Source organism: Treponema saccharophilum DSM 2985 (genome assembly GCF_000255555.1).
Classification (GTDB): Bacteria; Spirochaetota; Spirochaetia; order Treponematales; family Treponemataceae; genus Treponema_D; species Treponema_D saccharophilum.
The window spans coordinates 1-15,280 of sequence record NZ_AGRW01000051.1; the positions used below are offsets into that span (position 1 = coordinate 1).

Here is a 15,280-nt window from a genome sequence, read left to right on the forward strand (position 1 = left end):
TAAGACTCGCCCAAGTATTCCACGCCGAAGAGGTCACGAAGCGGATTGTCAGAATTTTGCCCTGCTTTTAAGGGATTAAGACTTCCTAAATTGTATAATAAATCGTCATCCTGTATTTTTCACGTCAGAATTTTGCCCTGCTTTTAAGGGATTAAGACACTTTTCGGTGCGCATGTCCGGCGCTATATTGTGTACGGGTCAGAATTTTGCCCTGCTTTTAAGGGATTAAGACAAATCTGCTTCCTTCATTCCGAACTCTTTTGCGAATTTGTCAGAATTTTGCCCTGCTTTTAAGGGATTAAACGGTTGCTGGGATGCTGTTTGTGTCCTAGCAATTTGCGTCTGGAAGCAACCGTTCGCGGCACGCACGTTGTGCGTACCTTTCCGTGGTGGAGAGGTTGGATTTGCGTTTGCGAGTGTGTGGAGGAAATTGCTGTTGACCTGCTTTTAAGGGATTAAGACTTCACCGTCGGAACAGGCTCTGGTGTCAACTTAGACAAGTCAGAATATTGCCCTGCTTTTAAGGGATTAAGACGAACTAAGAGTCTTTGCCATAGTCCTATCTCCTTGACAGTAAGGTCAGAATGTTGCCCTGCTTTTAAGGGATTAAGACCATGTAATCCGTGAAAATATGTCGGTGACCACAGGCAGATGTCAGAATGTTGCCCTGCTTTTAAGGGATTAAGACCATGTAATCCGTGAAAATATGTCGGTGACCACAGGCAGATGTCAGAATGTTGCCCTGCTTTTAAGGGATTGACGGTTGCTGGGATGCTTTTTGTGTCCTAGCAATTTGCTTTTTGGAAGCAACCGGTCACGGCACGCGCGAGGCGCGTACCTTTCCTGTTTTGGGAATGGGGTTTGCGTTTGCGAATGTGTGGATGCGTTGCGGATTGCCCTGCTTTTATTGTGAAAATGTTTTTTGAAACTGCTTGAAAATTTTTTCAGGCAGTTTTTTTACAGTTTGTCAATTTTTCATATGTGAATGGCTCAGCTATAAATGTAAGCGGCAAGAAAATAGAGTCGCAAAAATGAAACAAACCAAAGAACGCCGTAAATCGGCAAGGAGACAAAAAATGAGCAACATCACAATCGTCACGTCAGGTCCTGTCATCGTCGTGCCTTCTCCAAACTCACGCCCGCTTCCGCGTCCGAGACCCGCGCCGAGAATCTCGCGCGGCGGCAGGCGTTAGCGGCTTGGGCGCAGAGTGAAGGTCAAGAACGTCGGTTGGGCGAGGGGCTGCCCTGGATGAAAAACGCCCCAATTTTACAAGAAAAATGATTAAGCGGAAAATTGTGGCTAAAAAATAATAGCTATATGCAAGTTAGGAGGCAAATATGGCTAAAAAATCGAATTTCGCAAAGGGCGTCAAGAAAGCTCTAAAGGAACAGGGCGTAAGTCAGAAAGATTTCGCAAAGAAAATAAAAAAGACGCCGGTTACGGTGTCCAAATGGTTGAATGATGTAACAGAGCCGTCGTTGTCAGATGCAGCGGAAGTTGCAAAAACATTGAAGATAAAGCTAGATGATTTAACATAAAAATAGCTTCTAAATGTCAAAATGTTGCCCTGCTTTTTATTGTGGGAATGATTTTTTGGAACTGCTTGAAAATTTTTCAGGCAGTTTTTTTGCAATTTGTCAATTTTTTATATGCGAATCTCTCATATATAAATGCAAACGATAAGAAAATTGAGTTGCAAAATAGAAACAGTTCAAAAACGTCAATTTCTTTCGAGTACGGGCGTCTTTTGAATCTGCAAGATGAACGGAGGTAGATTATGGATGCAAAAAAGATTTGTGAATTTAGTGGAAAAATTTGCTATTCAAGGCGAAATTCCGGGGAAATCATCAATTCCCAAAAACGGCATCGCTATGGGGATCATCTTGGGCACAACAAGAAAATCATAAAACGTTGCTATTACTGTACGTTTTGCGGTTGCTATCATTTGACGCACGTTCCGTTTTTCAAAAAAGGCGATTTCAAGCGAATGATGAAATTCTACGAGGCTGATTTTTGAAAAGTTCCGAGGAGCCTTAATCGAAATCTTCAAAGAAAATTTGAAAAAAAAACTTTTTTTAGTCAATTTTTCTTTGAATTGTTAATCCTTTTTAATTGGTAAATAAAAAAACGGGCGCAAAGCCCAAGGAGACAAACTATGACAGAGACTCAGACAGAAAAATGCCACGCAATCATCCACTCTCATGCAGCCATTTGCTGTGGCGGAAATCTCGTTCCCATTCCTGGGGTTGGAATTGCGGCTGACTTGGTGACGATGACGACCATGGCGTGTGCCCTTGCCGGAGTGTTTGGCGGCAGCATCACTGAATCCGCCGGAAAAGCCATTGCCATCGCCGCAATCAAGCGCACCGTCCTCAAGCAGCCACTGAAAACCCTGACAAAAGAAGTCGCAAAGATTGTTCCGATTTTTGGGTGGATTGTGTCTGCTACCGTGAGCGCGTCGATGATTGAGGCTGCCGGTTGGGCGATGGCGAATGAGCTTGACGCTCGCTTCGGCGAAAAACGGATTGGCATCGCTTGACCCCTGATGGTCGTTCGCAGCCCATGCGGAATGGCATCCTGTGAGTCCAGTTTCGCATGAGGCTGACTAGTTGGAGCCACTGGGTCTCTGCGCCCTGTGGCGGTGGCAAAAAATGTTGCATTATGAATAAAGTGCAATAAAATAGAAGAATCTGAAAAAGAGGTTAATTATTATGAAGAAAATAGTATTCGCGACAATCCCAATGCAGAAAATAACTCCGCAGCATTATGTGTCGGAAGAAAACAAATCGATTGAATATGAGGGAAAAGTTCGCTTCCCTATAAACGCTGTGTTGGCGAAAACGCTCGCGAAGGATGACGAGGTAAAGGTCGTCAGAATCGTAACAAAATCAGAATTTGCCCAGGAAAATGTTGATTTTCAGAAAGAGGAACTTGACGGCATAAACGCGGCGATAGGCGCACACATCACATACGACGAGGTTCAGAACGAATTCAAGGAAACAAGCGACGTTGTGGAGTCCAGGTTCCGCCAGATTGTCGCGACCTTTGAGGAAGGCTGCCAGATATTCGCTGACATGACCTATGGTCCCAAGACTTTGGTGCCTGTGCTCTTCTTTGCTCTTGGTTTTGCAGAGCGTTTCTTCGATGCCGACATTTCTAATATCGTGTACGGTGCGATTGTCCATGACGAAAACAAGCAAGCTAAGGCGAATACCGCAGCTTTGTACGATGTGACGCCTCTCTTCTACCTCAACTCTCTTACTTCTGTCATGGAAGCCCCCGACGGAAAAACCGCAATCGAGCGGCTCAACAAGTTCTTCGAACTGTAGTTGGAGGCTGGCATGGCAGAAAATGTTGAAAAAAATGGAGACAACATCAATTCTCTCTGCAAGAAATACTTCACGCCAGAATTGCGTGCTGGTTTGAGCAGGAAAGATGAGCGTACGTTGCAGCTGAAATTAATAAGGCAGATGGAAGCTTTCGCAAACGACCTGTGGAAAAAAAGCAATTACAAGAAACTTAATCTTCCAAAAAATGAGAAAAATGATGTTGTGACAAAGGTTGAGGCAAAAGATAGCGCAATAGCTCTTTGTTTTTCTTCTTGGAAAAAGAATCCTCTGCAAAATACGAATGGATATGCGAAATTCTTTGAGACGACCTTTATCAATGAGCTTCACAAGTTTGTTGATGAAGACCTGAAGAATTTTACGTATGTACCAGAAAAAGTAACAGAGAATGATAGACTCTTGTGTGATAAATGCAAGAGCCGTGGTATAGCAAATGATGACTTGTCGGGACAAAAGAAGATTGCGCATGAAATTGGACTTTCTGACGATGAGTATGAGGCTGTACGAAAATGGCGTCTCTCAAAAAATCCTGGCTCTCTCGAAATTCCTATTGGAGAGAATGAAAAAGGGGAATTAAAAGACAATCTCGAAGACGAAAAGACACAATCTCCTGATAATAAATATATAGAAATAGAAACAGGAAAACGGATAGTCGAATTTATCAACAAAATATTCCGTATGAAAAAACGTGACGATTGGTGGAAATCTCTTGTAACAGGTATTTTCTACGATTTGCTGCATAGATACTTTGCTTTGTCAAACGATTCTCTGGATCGATATGTTTTTGTTGATAAATCTATCTATGATTTGTCGAGCAAACCGAGTCAAAAAGGAATTGCAAATATTCTTGGGAAGGATGAAGGGCAATTATCAAAAGCTACTGACAAGTTTTTGGCATTATGCATGGAGAATATGTCAGATTTCCAAGCATTCAAAGATGATTACGAATTGCAAGAATCGCTGAAAAAGTATTTGAAAGATATACAGGATAAGGGAAAGCACAAAAAGCGGGGTGAACAGTGATGCCGCTCTCCTACCTCCCCGTGCATTTCCATCTTCGTTTCGCCTCTCCTGCAATTGCTGACAATCCGCCGCTCTTCGTGCTCAGGAGCCTGATGGGAATGCATCTTCGCTCAATGAGTTGCGTGTCGCCCAATATGAAATGCCCGGACTGTATGTACAAAAGCACGTGTGCCTATGCATTCTTGTTCGAGACGATTCTGCAGTCTGAAAACGATGTGCTTCCGGGGCGGAATAGGGCGTCTCATCCGTTCTCGTTCACACAAGGCGATTTGTCTGTGGGCGCGAATATAAGCGAATATGACTTTACAATGACGCTTTTCGGCAAGGCGGTTGATTATCTTCCGTATATATACGCGGCATTCGTTCGGGCTGGCGAGTCGGGGATTTTCAAGAATCGGACACGTTTTTCTGTGGTGGACATGTCCGTCGGTGGAAAAAGCATCCTGATTGACGAGAACCATATAGAACCGAATGTCGAAGCAGAAGAGTTTTCGTTCAAAGCTGATGGAAGCGGAGACAGCCGGGGCGAGGTTCTTGTCGAACTGAAAAGTCCGCTCCGCTTCAAGGTGGGAGGAAAATATTCTCAGGATTTTTCGGCAACCGATTTTTTCTCGGCTTTGTACCGGCGGGCGACGACTCTCTTAAAAATGTATGGAGCGGCCGATGCTGAATTGGAGCGTCTGCCAAAATCGCTCTTGGCGATTGACGCACGCAATCTCCGCTGGAAAAAATTGGACCACTATTCGGCCCGTCAGAAGAAACTCGTCATTCTCTCTGGCGCGGTCGGCACCTTCTCCCTTTCGGGGGAATTCTCTTGCATGGAGAAAAAACTTTTGGAATTTGGCCGAATCGCGAACGCCGGCAAGAACACGAACTTCGGACTTGGCCAAATGGATTATTGGACAAAATGGGAGTAGAGAATAGAAGATATGAAATACTTTTCGTTGTTTTTTGAGGCACGAGGCATACAATCTTACATTTTTGAAAGCGGCAAAATGAAAGAGATGGTTGGTGCCAGCGAACTTGTAAAGGAATTGTGTGAGCGTGATTTGAATGTCGTCATTAAGCATCTCGAATTGAAAGAAATAATACCGAATTCCAAAGAAGATTCTAAAAAACTTGAATCCATGAGTGAAGAACAAGTATTCTTTTCAAGGCGGAGCGGTGGTGGTTTTACGGCATTGTTTGCTGACAAAGAAGTGCGTGACCGATTCCTTGCAGTATGGAGCATGCTCGTTTCTTCATTGGCTCCAGGTCTTGAGACTGTTCATGCGGTCTCTGAATCAGAAAATTTGCAGGAACTTATAAAAGAGACATACGACATTCTTGGCCACAATAGAAATTGTCCTCCTCCATTCTTGCCGGAAGCAACGCCTGAGCATGTGCTCGCCCCTAGAACGGGGAAGCCGGCTGTAGAGAACCGTTTCGATTCTGATGGAAAAAGGATTTGGACTGATGAAGCTAGCGTGAAAAAACTTGCCGCAGACAAGCAAGGTTTACATGCGTTGGCGGATGCATTTCTTCCATCGAAGCAAACAGAATTCAAATTTCCGAAAAATCTTGAATTTGAAGAAAATGGAAGTTGTGAATTTCCGTTCAAAAAAGATTCTCGTTATATTGGATTGATTCATGCTGACGGCAACGGACTCGGACAATCATTGATAGAAATTCGAGAAAGTTTTTCAGATGGAGCTGAATATGCCGTGATGTTAAGGTTATTTTCCGACCGGCTAGAAAAATCTACAAAAGAAGCTGCTCAGAAAGCAACTCTCAAACTCATAGAAAAATATGGTGCAGAATCAGGAATGCTCCCACTTCGCCCGCTCGTTCTCGGCGGCGATGACTTGACGGTTATTGTTCGGGCTGACTATGCAATGCAGTTCACAGAAGATTATTGTAAGTATTTTGAAGAAACAACAGAAAGCAATTTTAAATATTTGCATGAAGCCTCTGGTGGTAAAATCCCTAACAAACTTACGGCCTGTGCAGGAATTGCCTATATAAAAAATAATCAGCCGTTTATGGATTCTTTTGAACTGGCAGAATCTTTGTGTTCTGCTTCTAAGAAAGTTTCAAAAGATGTCAAGAAAAAAGAATCCAGAGAATATATTCCTGCAACAGTGACAAGCCTTGTTGTCACGAATTCATTTATTGAAAGTTATGAGGAATACAAGAAAAACGAACTTATTATAAAAAAAGGTGATAAAACGTATGTTGCGACATTAGATGCTTATGCCTTCGACGAAAATGAAAAATCAATTCCTACTTTAAGAGCTTTGAGAAATCTTTGTGAAGCTTTAAGAAAAGAAGGGGTCACTTCATCTTCTGCTAGACAATATGCAACGATGATATTCGGTGACGAAAACATTTCCCGTGAAAAATGGCGGCGGTGGATAGAAAACCTTCAAAAACGAAACTTATTTGAAGATTTTTCAAAATGCATGAAACTTTTCGGTGTGGAAAATGCAAAAGAATCACCTTGGACAAAAGACGGAAGAACACCTCTTTTTGATGCGCTTCAGTTTATGAGCATGGAAAACTAGGAGAAGGAATGATGCTTAGAACTACAATGGTTTTGAAAATGCAAGGATATTGGGCAGTTGGAAGCGGAAAAGGTGGCGGTAATGAAGTAGACAACCGTATTGACAGGGATGCTGACGGATTGCCTTATGTGCCTGGGAAAATGCTCAAAGGCCTTGTGAAAGACGCATGTCTGCGACTCAAAAATGCAGGAAACAAAAACTACTGTTTTGTTGATGAAATATTCGGCGCTGTTGATTTGAATGGAAACATGAACAGAACCATGAGCAAAGCCGGAAAAATTTATTTTTCCGATGCCCGTCTTCCTCCTCAATTGAGGTCTGTATTGTCGAAGAGCGAAACACAATCCGAAAGGGACAATCTGACACGGAACATATATTCCACGGCCATTGATGATGAAACAGGAACGGCCGATGACAGAAGTCTTCGGGGGTATGAAGTCGCGGTGCCAATGGATTTGTACGCAAGGATGGAATGCGATTGTGATAAAACAACATTCGATTGTATAAAAAAGGCTGCTGGAAAGCTTGTCCGTGCTGTCGGCTCCCATAAATCCCGGGGATTGGGAGAGGTTGTGATTGAATTCAAGGATGAGGCATAAAATGGGTGAATTATATTTCAAGGCTGAATTATTGGATGATGTCGTTCTAAGTCAAAAGACAGCTACGGTCGGAGACCATAAATCTTTGGATTATATTCCGGGTTCTGTGTTCTTAGGTATTGCGGCATCTCGTTTTTATTCTTCTATTGGTAAAGAGAACGCTTGGACTGTTTTTCATACTTCAAAAGTCCGTTTCTGCAATGCTTATCCGCTTGTTGATGGAAAGCGGTCTCTGCCAATGCCACTGTCTCTTCATTCGGAAAAGGTTCCTCGCACGGGAAAAGAGAATACTGTTTTGAATTTCGCTAATTGTGCTTCGGATATAAAGGAGGAAGGAATCCAATATAGGCAAAACAGAAGCGGTTATGTTTGCATTTCTGACGGTGCGAAAATCCGCATAAAAAATCCCTCAAAGACAAGTAGGATGCGCACTGCCATTAATGCGAAGACTGGTACGGCGGCAAAAACTCAGCTCTATGGTTATGAAAGCCTTGATGCTGGTCAAATTTTCATCGGAAAAATTGAATGGGATGATTCCGTAACAGATGTGATTCCTCAGATTGTCTCTTTATTTGAGACTGGCGAAATTGTCCATGCCGGCCGCTCAAAGACAGCTTCTTATGGGTGTGTGAAAATTTCAAAATACAATGCGTCATTCGAAAAAACGGAAGTTAGTTTGCCTGTCACAACTTCTTTTTCGATACTTGCGGTTTCTGATATCTGTATGAGGAATCCTGCCACAGGAACTCCGGATCTGAATGTCTCGCCAAGTTCTCTGGGGCTTAGCGATGAATGGGAATTGGACAGAAGCAAGAGCTTTGCCCGTCCTTCGTATCTATGTCAATACAACGCACATCGCCGTGAAATAGAGATGCAGAAGACGCTTATTTCGAAAGGCAGTGTTTTTACGTTCAAATCTAAATCAAATCGGAATCTGAATACGGAAGAAAAAGAATGCATAAAATCCGCAGTCACGCAGGGAATAGGAGAATCTAAAGGACAAGGTTTCGGAGAAATCGCTTTGTTTGAAATTGGCAAGGAATTCACAAAGGAAGATTTTGTTGAAGGAGTTCCAGATGTTAAGCCGGAGCTGACTTCTGATGAGAAAGCGTGGCTTGACTGGCTCAAACCTGTGTTTGTCAGTGGGAATGTTGAGAAAAAAGTAAAAGCTGCTCTTAAAGAATTTGTCGAACTTTGCAGAAAGATAAAAATATTCCACTCTTTTGGTGACGACGATGTTTTCTGGCCAGGAAACGCCCAGTGGGGAAGGATCCTTGAGGTTGCAAAGGAATGCAGGACGAAAGATGATTTGAATAATCGACTTAGTACTGTAATAAAACCTTTAACAGAATCGAAAACCGAGCGGAATGGTGATACGAAGGTTTCAAATCCAGATGAGGAATGGAATTATGAGTCTTATTCAAAAGGCAAGACCTTGCGCGATTGGCTTTTCGACTTTATCAAAGATACATCTTTGAATGACAAAGATGTAAAAATTGCCTTGCAAGAGCTTGTAAAACGATGCAAGGACAAAATCGCCGAAAAGAACTGGCTTAATGGAGATGAAAAATGAGCAGGCTTGATAAAAAATTTTATTATTGCGCAAAAATCACGATAGAAGCTCTTTCGCCATTGGTTCTGTCTTCCGGAAAAGGAGGAAACTTTTTTGATGTGGAACTTGTCCGTGATGCGAATGGACTTCCTGCAATTCCTGGAACAACTATTGCGGGGATTCTTCGCCATGCTGTCCAGAAAGAAAGGGGACTTGACTTTGTAAATGAGCTTTTTGGTTGTCAAAAAAGGGATGCCGGAAATTCATCGCTACTTGAAGTTTCTTGGGCGTATGTTCACGATTCAAAAAACACCGTCCATAAATCATTTTATCCGAAAGAAGCTATAGAAGCCGACGCAATACTGAAGGAGCTGTACATCACTGATAATCCCGATTTCAAAAGAGACCATGTTCGCCTTTCTGAAAGAGGAACAGCTTACGAGGCTGGAAAATTTGACAGGTATTTTGTTCCGACTGGCAGCCGTTTTACTTTTTCCATTGGAATGTGGTCGGATAGCGAGAGAGATGATGAAAAATGGAACTCTATTTTGAAGGTACTGTTTTCTCCGTTGTTCAGAATAGGTGCGGCAGGCAGGGACGGATACGGGAAAATAAAAATAAACGAAATAAAAGTTCCGTCAAAAAAATGCTTTGATTTGTCGAACGAAGAAGATTTGGAAGCCTTCAAAAACTGCCCAGCAACACTGGACCTTTCGTCATTCGATGACAAATTTGACAAGCTTGACCTAACATTGAGTTTTCCTTTCGGTTTTAGAATCGGAGGTGGCTCAAAATCGTTCCTGAAAAATGCTCATCCGGCTGATATGCTTCCATACAGCGAGCGGTGCATAAAATGGCTCGGAAATAAAGGCTCTTTTGAATCCGTGCCTAAAATAGCGATTCCAGGCTCTGCCTTGAAGGGAGCGTTGCGCCACAGGACAGCGTTTCATCTTGCGAGAATCACAAAGAATTGGAACATAGGCAAAAAAAATGAGGACGATGGGCTTTCGATGCTTTTTGGATTTGCATCAAACAATGGCGATTCAGAATCAAAGGGAATGTCTGGAAAACTCTGGTTTACCGATTTGTATCTTGAAGATGCCAAAACATATCAGCTTTCAAGAAACAGCATAGACCGTTTTACTGGCGGAACTCTTCCGGGCGCATTGTTCCAAGAAGAGAATGTCCGAGCAGAACAGACATTTGAAACGAGCATATATCTTGATAAATCGATTGATAAATCCAGCAATGAATACAAGGCATTCTCATGGGCTTTGGAAGATTTGAAATCCGGTCGTCTTGCATTAGGCGGCGGTTCAGGGCATGGACTCGGCTTCAATCATGCAGAGGAGAAAAACTGATTATGAATAAAGAAGATTTGGATTTTTTGAATTCCGAAAGCGGAGACAACTATTCAGAAACAAAAATTTGCATCCACTCAAAATCTCTGGATTCAAATTCTGATGCTGTAAGAGAGATAAAAAATTTTTCTCCTGCCGACGGCTGGATTTCATATCAGTCCACAACTGCAAAAAGAGTACGAGGCGCAGATTTCGAAGTCGAAGGAGAGCATATTCTTTCCGGGGAGTTTTACAACGTAAACGGAACGTCATTAGCCGTGCGTTTTGACGGAGAAAAGTGGAATTTTTTCACTTGTTCAGAATCTGATGATGGCGATTCTGTCTTGAAGAAAAATGTGAAGCAGCTTTCAAAAGAAGGAAACAATATTTACTTGAATTACGATGTCTACTATCGGTTTGATGAGAATTTTGGCTACAGGCCTTATTGCTCTGCATTTACAGGATTTTCGGAGGAAAAATAATGATAAAAGCTCCTTACAATTTTGTTCCGCTCGCACAGAAAGTCGTATTTCCAGAATGGGGTTCCCAGATTTCGATTGACAGCCCTTTTGAAGATGGGATTTCTGGAACAATAAGCGTCAGATATACTGCACAAACTCCTGTTTTTGTTGGAAACGGGAAAAACGATAATGGCAATATTGATAATTACAAAGCAGCAAACGGAAAATTCGCAATTCCTGGCTCAAGCCTCAGGGGAATGTTTCGCAATGTGATTGAGATTGCCTCGTTCGGAAAATTCAACCGAGTTTCGGACGCTGCTTTGAGCGTTAGGGATTTGACAAATGCTGCAAAAAAACTATATAGGAGTCATTTTACCAATAAAAGCATAAAAGGCGGCTGGCTTATTTTTGAAAATTCTGGATGGGTAGTCTATCCTGTCGAATACAAAAGAATTGAAGATTCTGATATTGAGAAATATTATGAATTGGAGTCTGGTGCCCTTACAAAACGAGAAGATTCTAAGGATAGAATAAATAAACTTCACAATGATGTAGCAGTTTTTTTCTCGGCAGGAGAAACAAAAGTTTCTAGAATTAAGAAAACGGAATATACGGGTTCCGTAAGTGGCTTTATTGTTCTGACAGGTAATCCAGGTGGAAAAAAACATCTAGATTTTGTTTTTGAAGACAAAGGAAAGCAAAAAATCATTGTTGATTATGCAACCATTCTCCAATTCAAGCAGACAAATGCGCCAAAAGCGGCCGATCAGAAAAAGGGGCTTGACTTGGCGAAAAAGCTAAACGACTGCAAGAATATCGGATATCCTGGAATCCCAGTCTTTTATCTGCCGGATTCAAACGGAAATCCTGAATCGCTTGGTCTTTCCATGATGTACCGACTTCCATATAAAAATTCCTTGCATGACGCTGTTAGGAATTCCTCTGAAGATAACTTCTCGGACAAGCTGGATTTTGCAGAATGTATGTTCGGAAAAATCGAAAATACAAAAACTGAGAAATCAGATTACAATTTTTCTTTGCGCGGAAGGGTTCAGCTTGAGGATGCCGTAACGAACAGCGTTGCTCTCGCACAAAAAGTCGATACAATCCTGAGTAATCCAAAACCATCTTTTTATCCGAACTATATTCAGCAAGATACCAGAAATCAGGAATACAAGACTTTGATGGATAATGATGTTCTGCTTCGTGGATGGAAACGCTACCCTGTAAGGAACAAAACAAATATTGTAAAGCCAAATCAGGATCAGGAAAAACAGACCTCTCATTTTTCCCCATTGCAGAAAGGAACTGTCTTTGAAGGGAAAATCCATTTCCATAACCTAAAGAAAGAAGAACTCGGCCTCCTGCTCTGGGCGATTGCATGGGGAAACGACAAAAATCTCTCCCACGCAGTCGGAATGGGAAAATCGTGTGGCTTCGGACAGATAAGGGCAGAGATATCTTCAATGTCATACTTGAACAATGATTCTTCAGATAACAAATATAGGACAGCCTCTGTAGATGAAATAAATTCTTGGATACGAATATTCGAGTCATACATGGAAGGCAAAGTTGTCGGTTGGAAAAACTGCCAGCAACTGAAAGAACTCAAAGCCATGGCTAATCCAAATAATGCGGAGCGACCGAAATGGGATTTGGCTCACATGGTATTGGATCTAAAAGGTAAGAATGAATTTGTCGAAGCGAAAAAAGGTTTATGTTTTTTGTCGGCTTATTCCGAGGAAAATCAGGAATCAAATCTTTCGCATGGGTTTGTAAGACAAAACAATCAAACTTCTTTTCAGAACAACCGCGGATATGGAAAGCCATCTCAGAACATTGCAAAAAAAATGCCACATTCAGAGGCTGGTGTGGCAAATGGTTCAATACAGGTTTGCGTTTTGCTGCAAGAAAAAACAAAAAAAGGCGGTTGGAAAGCCTGTGTAAAGGATACTCCAGAAATCTGCGGATCGATAATAAATACTGCTGATGTTCCAACTGATAAAAATGCTGGGGATGAAATAAAACTAAAAGTTGCTTCTGTAAAAGGCGACACTTCTTCGTTCCGATATGAAAAATAAAAAAACAACAGGAGTTCCCACAAAATGACCCTCTACCACGGCAGCAACATCAAAGTAAATTCTCCCAAATTGCTGAAAACACAGCGTTCGCTCGATTTCGGGAAGGGCTTTTATACAACGAGCGATTTTGAGCAGGCGAGAAAGTGGGCGGAGCGGACGGCTCGGATTCGTGAAAGCGGGGAGGGCGTTGTCTCCTGCTACGAATTTCCCGACAGCGCGTTTGAGTCACTTTCCGTGCTTCGTTTTGAAAAAGCTGACGCCGCTTGGCTAGAATACGTTACAAAGAACCGAAGGGGAAACGAAACTGTTAGTGACTACGATTTGGTAGTCGGTCCCGTCGCGAACGACCAGACCTTTCCCACGATTCTTTTGTATCTCGACGGTTACATCGACGCCCAAAGCGCGATTCGGCAGCTCCTTCCACAAAAACTCAAGGACCAGTACACGTTCAAAACTGAAAAATCGTTGTCGCTCCTGCGATTCGTTGAAGGAAGAAAAATATGAAGAAGAACGTCTATTTCGCCATCGACTATTACGACCGCAAAGTGATTCAGCTCATAATCGACAAGTACAATTTTGAGCCGATGGAGGCGGCGCGGAATTTCATCATGTCCAAGACTCATTCCTTGCTTGAGGATGCCGAGTACGGGCTTCTGGGCTTTTCTGAATTCGCCGTCTTCGACATGTGGGAAGCCGAGCGGATGACAGGCGACCTTCGCAACTCCGTGTATGTGAGAGGGGAATAGCATGACCGACGAACTGAAATTCTTCATTTTGCTGCTTGAAAAGTACGCATACGACAAAAACATTCCGACGGCAGATGTCCTTCGAGAATGGGAAGAAAAAAATCTTGTCCAGGAGATATACGATTACTACGAGGTGTACCACACTGAGCGCATCGAAAACGCCTACGAGGATGTGGAGCATCTGATGAAGACTGGAAAACATCTGTGGTAATTGAAAAACAAGACAATGGGAGAAAAACATGTCATACACATTGATTTCTATGGTTGGTACAGGAATGTACAAATCGGACAAGAATTTTGAGGGGTATCTAGAAACCGATTACACTCTTGGTGAGGACATGCATTTCAAGTCTCGCCTTTTCATGCAGGCATTGATTGAATGCAAGTACAAAGAAATCGACCAGCTTATTCTGCTCGGGACAGAAACTTCTTCCTGGGATGCGCTTGTTGACAAGGATAATGACGAGCAGGACGAAACGATTGAGCTGTGGAGCGATTTGTTCGACCAGTGCGAGTCAAAGGAAAGAGGCGTTTCTCCTGTTGGAGTGTCGAGAGAAAATCTTGATAAACTCGAAACATATCTTTCCGGGCGGTTCGGAATCAATGTCGTCATAAGAACCCACACACATAAAATCGACGGAGATGCAGTTGAGGAATTGTTCAGTTGTTATACAGACGTTACCTCGATTGTGAAAAAAGACAATGACATTCTTTTTGACATAACGCACGGTTTTCGTTCAATGCCCGTACTGCTGTATCAGTCGCTGCAGTATTCGCTTTCGCAGACAACAAACCGCTCTGTCGAAATCGTATATGGCGAACTTGACATGCACGACAGGAAAAAGGGGTATGCCAGAAATTTGAGCAAATACTGGCATTATTCCGAACTTTCCATTGCGCTGAATGTGTTCAACACAAAACTCGACGGTTTCAAGTTGGCTGAGCTGATAAATCCGTATTGGTCTGCCGGCAGCAAGGCGATAAAGCGTTTCTCCGAGATTGTCCAGACGAATTTTGCGCTTCAGATAGCGGATGTCGCCAAGCAGCTGAAGAATGCGCTTGCGCAGTGCAATGAAAATGTTCCTTCTTGGCTGATAAAAGAGGTCAATCCTATCCTGAAAGAAGTTTGCGCGCTCGTGGATGAAAACTCAATGGCGAAAACTTTGTATAACTATTCAAAGTTTCTCTATGACCATCATCTGCACGTTCAGGCTGTCATCACTCTCCAAGTTGCCGTGGAGACGAGCATAGTGGAGAAATTCGGCACGGAGGCCAATATCGGTGACTACGAATGGTGGCAGAAAGAAGGAAAAGACCATCTTTACAATCTGAAAGGCGGTAGTTGGAAAGAACTTTGCAAGCCACTGACGAACATCGAGGTGTTCAGAAATCAGATTGCGCACGGTGGAGGAAAAAACAAAGAAGGCAACTTCCCAATGGCTGCGAATATCCCGAACATATACAAAAGCGGAATACGTGGAATCGAGAATCTTTTTGCAGCACTCGAAAATATGGAGCAAGAGGAATAGCCGTTCGTTCTTCTGAATCTTGTCAATTTTTTTCTACTAAGCACTTCCTTTTTAAGAG

General features: G+C 42.6%; 15 protein-coding genes. All 15 read left to right on the forward strand.

Going from position 1 to position 15,280, the window contains the following annotated elements; translation table 11 throughout:
• Positions 1 to 1,338: 1,338 nt before the first annotated feature.
• The 15 genes from TRESADRAFT_RS09820 to csx2 all read left to right on the forward strand — a co-directional run bounded on the left by TRESADRAFT_RS09820 (position 1,339) and on the right by csx2 (position 15,222).
• Positions 1,339 to 1,539: a helix-turn-helix domain-containing protein gene (locus TRESADRAFT_RS09820; protein ID WP_002705282.1), complete on the forward strand. Its 201-nt coding sequence runs from the start codon at positions 1,339 to 1,341 to the stop codon at positions 1,537 to 1,539.
• Positions 1,540 to 2,156: 617 nt separating this feature from the next.
• Positions 2,157 to 2,540 (forward strand): hypothetical protein, encoded by a 384-nt coding sequence (locus TRESADRAFT_RS09830; protein ID WP_002705284.1) that lies wholly within the window; start codon positions 2,157 to 2,159, stop codon positions 2,538 to 2,540.
• 172 nt (positions 2,541 to 2,712) lie between these two features.
• The gene (locus TRESADRAFT_RS09835; protein WP_002705285.1) at positions 2,713 to 3,330 is read left to right on the forward strand and encodes a TM1812 family CRISPR-associated protein; all 618 of its coding nucleotides are present in this window, start codon (positions 2,713 to 2,715) and stop codon (positions 3,328 to 3,330) included.
• Between the two features lie 12 nt (positions 3,331 to 3,342).
• A complete protein-coding gene (locus tag TRESADRAFT_RS09840) occupies positions 3,343 to 4,371 on the forward strand; it encodes a sigma-70 domain-containing protein (protein ID WP_002705286.1) in 1,029 nt (342 codons plus the stop codon).
• A 419-nt stretch (positions 4,372 to 4,790) separates the two neighbouring features.
• The gene (gene cas6 / locus TRESADRAFT_RS16625; RefSeq protein ID WP_245534345.1) at positions 4,791 to 5,288 is read left to right on the forward strand and encodes a CRISPR system precrRNA processing endoribonuclease RAMP protein Cas6; all 498 of its coding nucleotides are present in this window, start codon (positions 4,791 to 4,793) and stop codon (positions 5,286 to 5,288) included.
• 12 nt (positions 5,289 to 5,300) lie between these two features.
• The gene (locus TRESADRAFT_RS09850; protein WP_002705288.1) at positions 5,301 to 6,914 is read left to right on the forward strand and encodes a Cas10/Cmr2 second palm domain-containing protein; all 1,614 of its coding nucleotides are present in this window, start codon (positions 5,301 to 5,303) and stop codon (positions 6,912 to 6,914) included.
• Between the two features lie 8 nt (positions 6,915 to 6,922).
• Positions 6,923 to 7,513: an RAMP superfamily CRISPR-associated protein gene (locus tag TRESADRAFT_RS09855; RefSeq protein ID WP_002705289.1), complete on the forward strand. Its 591-nt coding sequence runs from the start codon at positions 6,923 to 6,925 to the stop codon at positions 7,511 to 7,513.
• Position 7,514: 1 nt separating this feature from the next.
• Entirely contained in the window at positions 7,515 to 9,086 is a 1,572-nt protein-coding gene (locus TRESADRAFT_RS09860) for a hypothetical protein (protein ID WP_002705290.1), read from the forward strand.
• Positions 9,083 to 10,426 carry an RAMP superfamily CRISPR-associated protein gene (locus TRESADRAFT_RS09865; protein WP_002705291.1) on the forward strand — a complete coding sequence of 448 codons (1,344 nt, stop codon included), beginning with the start codon at positions 9,083 to 9,085 and terminating at the stop codon, positions 10,424 to 10,426. The genes TRESADRAFT_RS09860 and TRESADRAFT_RS09865 overlap by 4 nt, the downstream gene beginning before the upstream one ends.
• Positions 10,427 to 10,428: 2 nt before the next feature.
• Positions 10,429 to 10,887 carry a hypothetical protein gene (locus tag TRESADRAFT_RS09870; protein ID WP_002705292.1) on the forward strand — a complete coding sequence of 153 codons (459 nt, stop codon included), beginning with the start codon at positions 10,429 to 10,431 and terminating at the stop codon, positions 10,885 to 10,887.
• Positions 10,887 to 12,947, forward strand: coding sequence for a TIGR03986 family type III CRISPR-associated RAMP protein (locus TRESADRAFT_RS09875; protein ID WP_002705293.1), 2,061 nt, complete (start codon positions 10,887 to 10,889; stop codon positions 12,945 to 12,947). The genes TRESADRAFT_RS09870 and TRESADRAFT_RS09875 overlap by 1 nt, the downstream gene beginning before the upstream one ends.
• 24 nt (positions 12,948 to 12,971) lie before the next feature.
• Positions 12,972 to 13,451 (forward strand): DUF3990 domain-containing protein, encoded by a 480-nt coding sequence (locus TRESADRAFT_RS09880; protein ID WP_002705294.1) that lies wholly within the window; start codon positions 12,972 to 12,974, stop codon positions 13,449 to 13,451.
• A complete protein-coding gene (locus TRESADRAFT_RS09885; RefSeq protein ID WP_002705295.1) occupies positions 13,448 to 13,693 on the forward strand; it encodes a hypothetical protein in 246 nt (81 codons plus the stop codon). Before TRESADRAFT_RS09880 ends, TRESADRAFT_RS09885 begins: the two co-directional genes overlap by 4 nt.
• Before the next feature lies 1 nt (position 13,694).
• Positions 13,695 to 13,904: a DUF3791 domain-containing protein gene (locus TRESADRAFT_RS09890; protein WP_002705296.1), complete on the forward strand. Its 210-nt coding sequence runs from the start codon at positions 13,695 to 13,697 to the stop codon at positions 13,902 to 13,904.
• Positions 13,905 to 13,932: 28 nt separating this feature from the next.
• Positions 13,933 to 15,222, forward strand: a complete 1,290-nt coding sequence (gene csx2 / locus TRESADRAFT_RS09895; protein ID WP_002705299.1) for a TIGR02221 family CRISPR-associated protein — start codon at positions 13,933 to 13,935, stop codon at positions 15,220 to 15,222.
• The last annotated feature ends 58 nt before the right edge of the window (positions 15,223 to 15,280 follow it).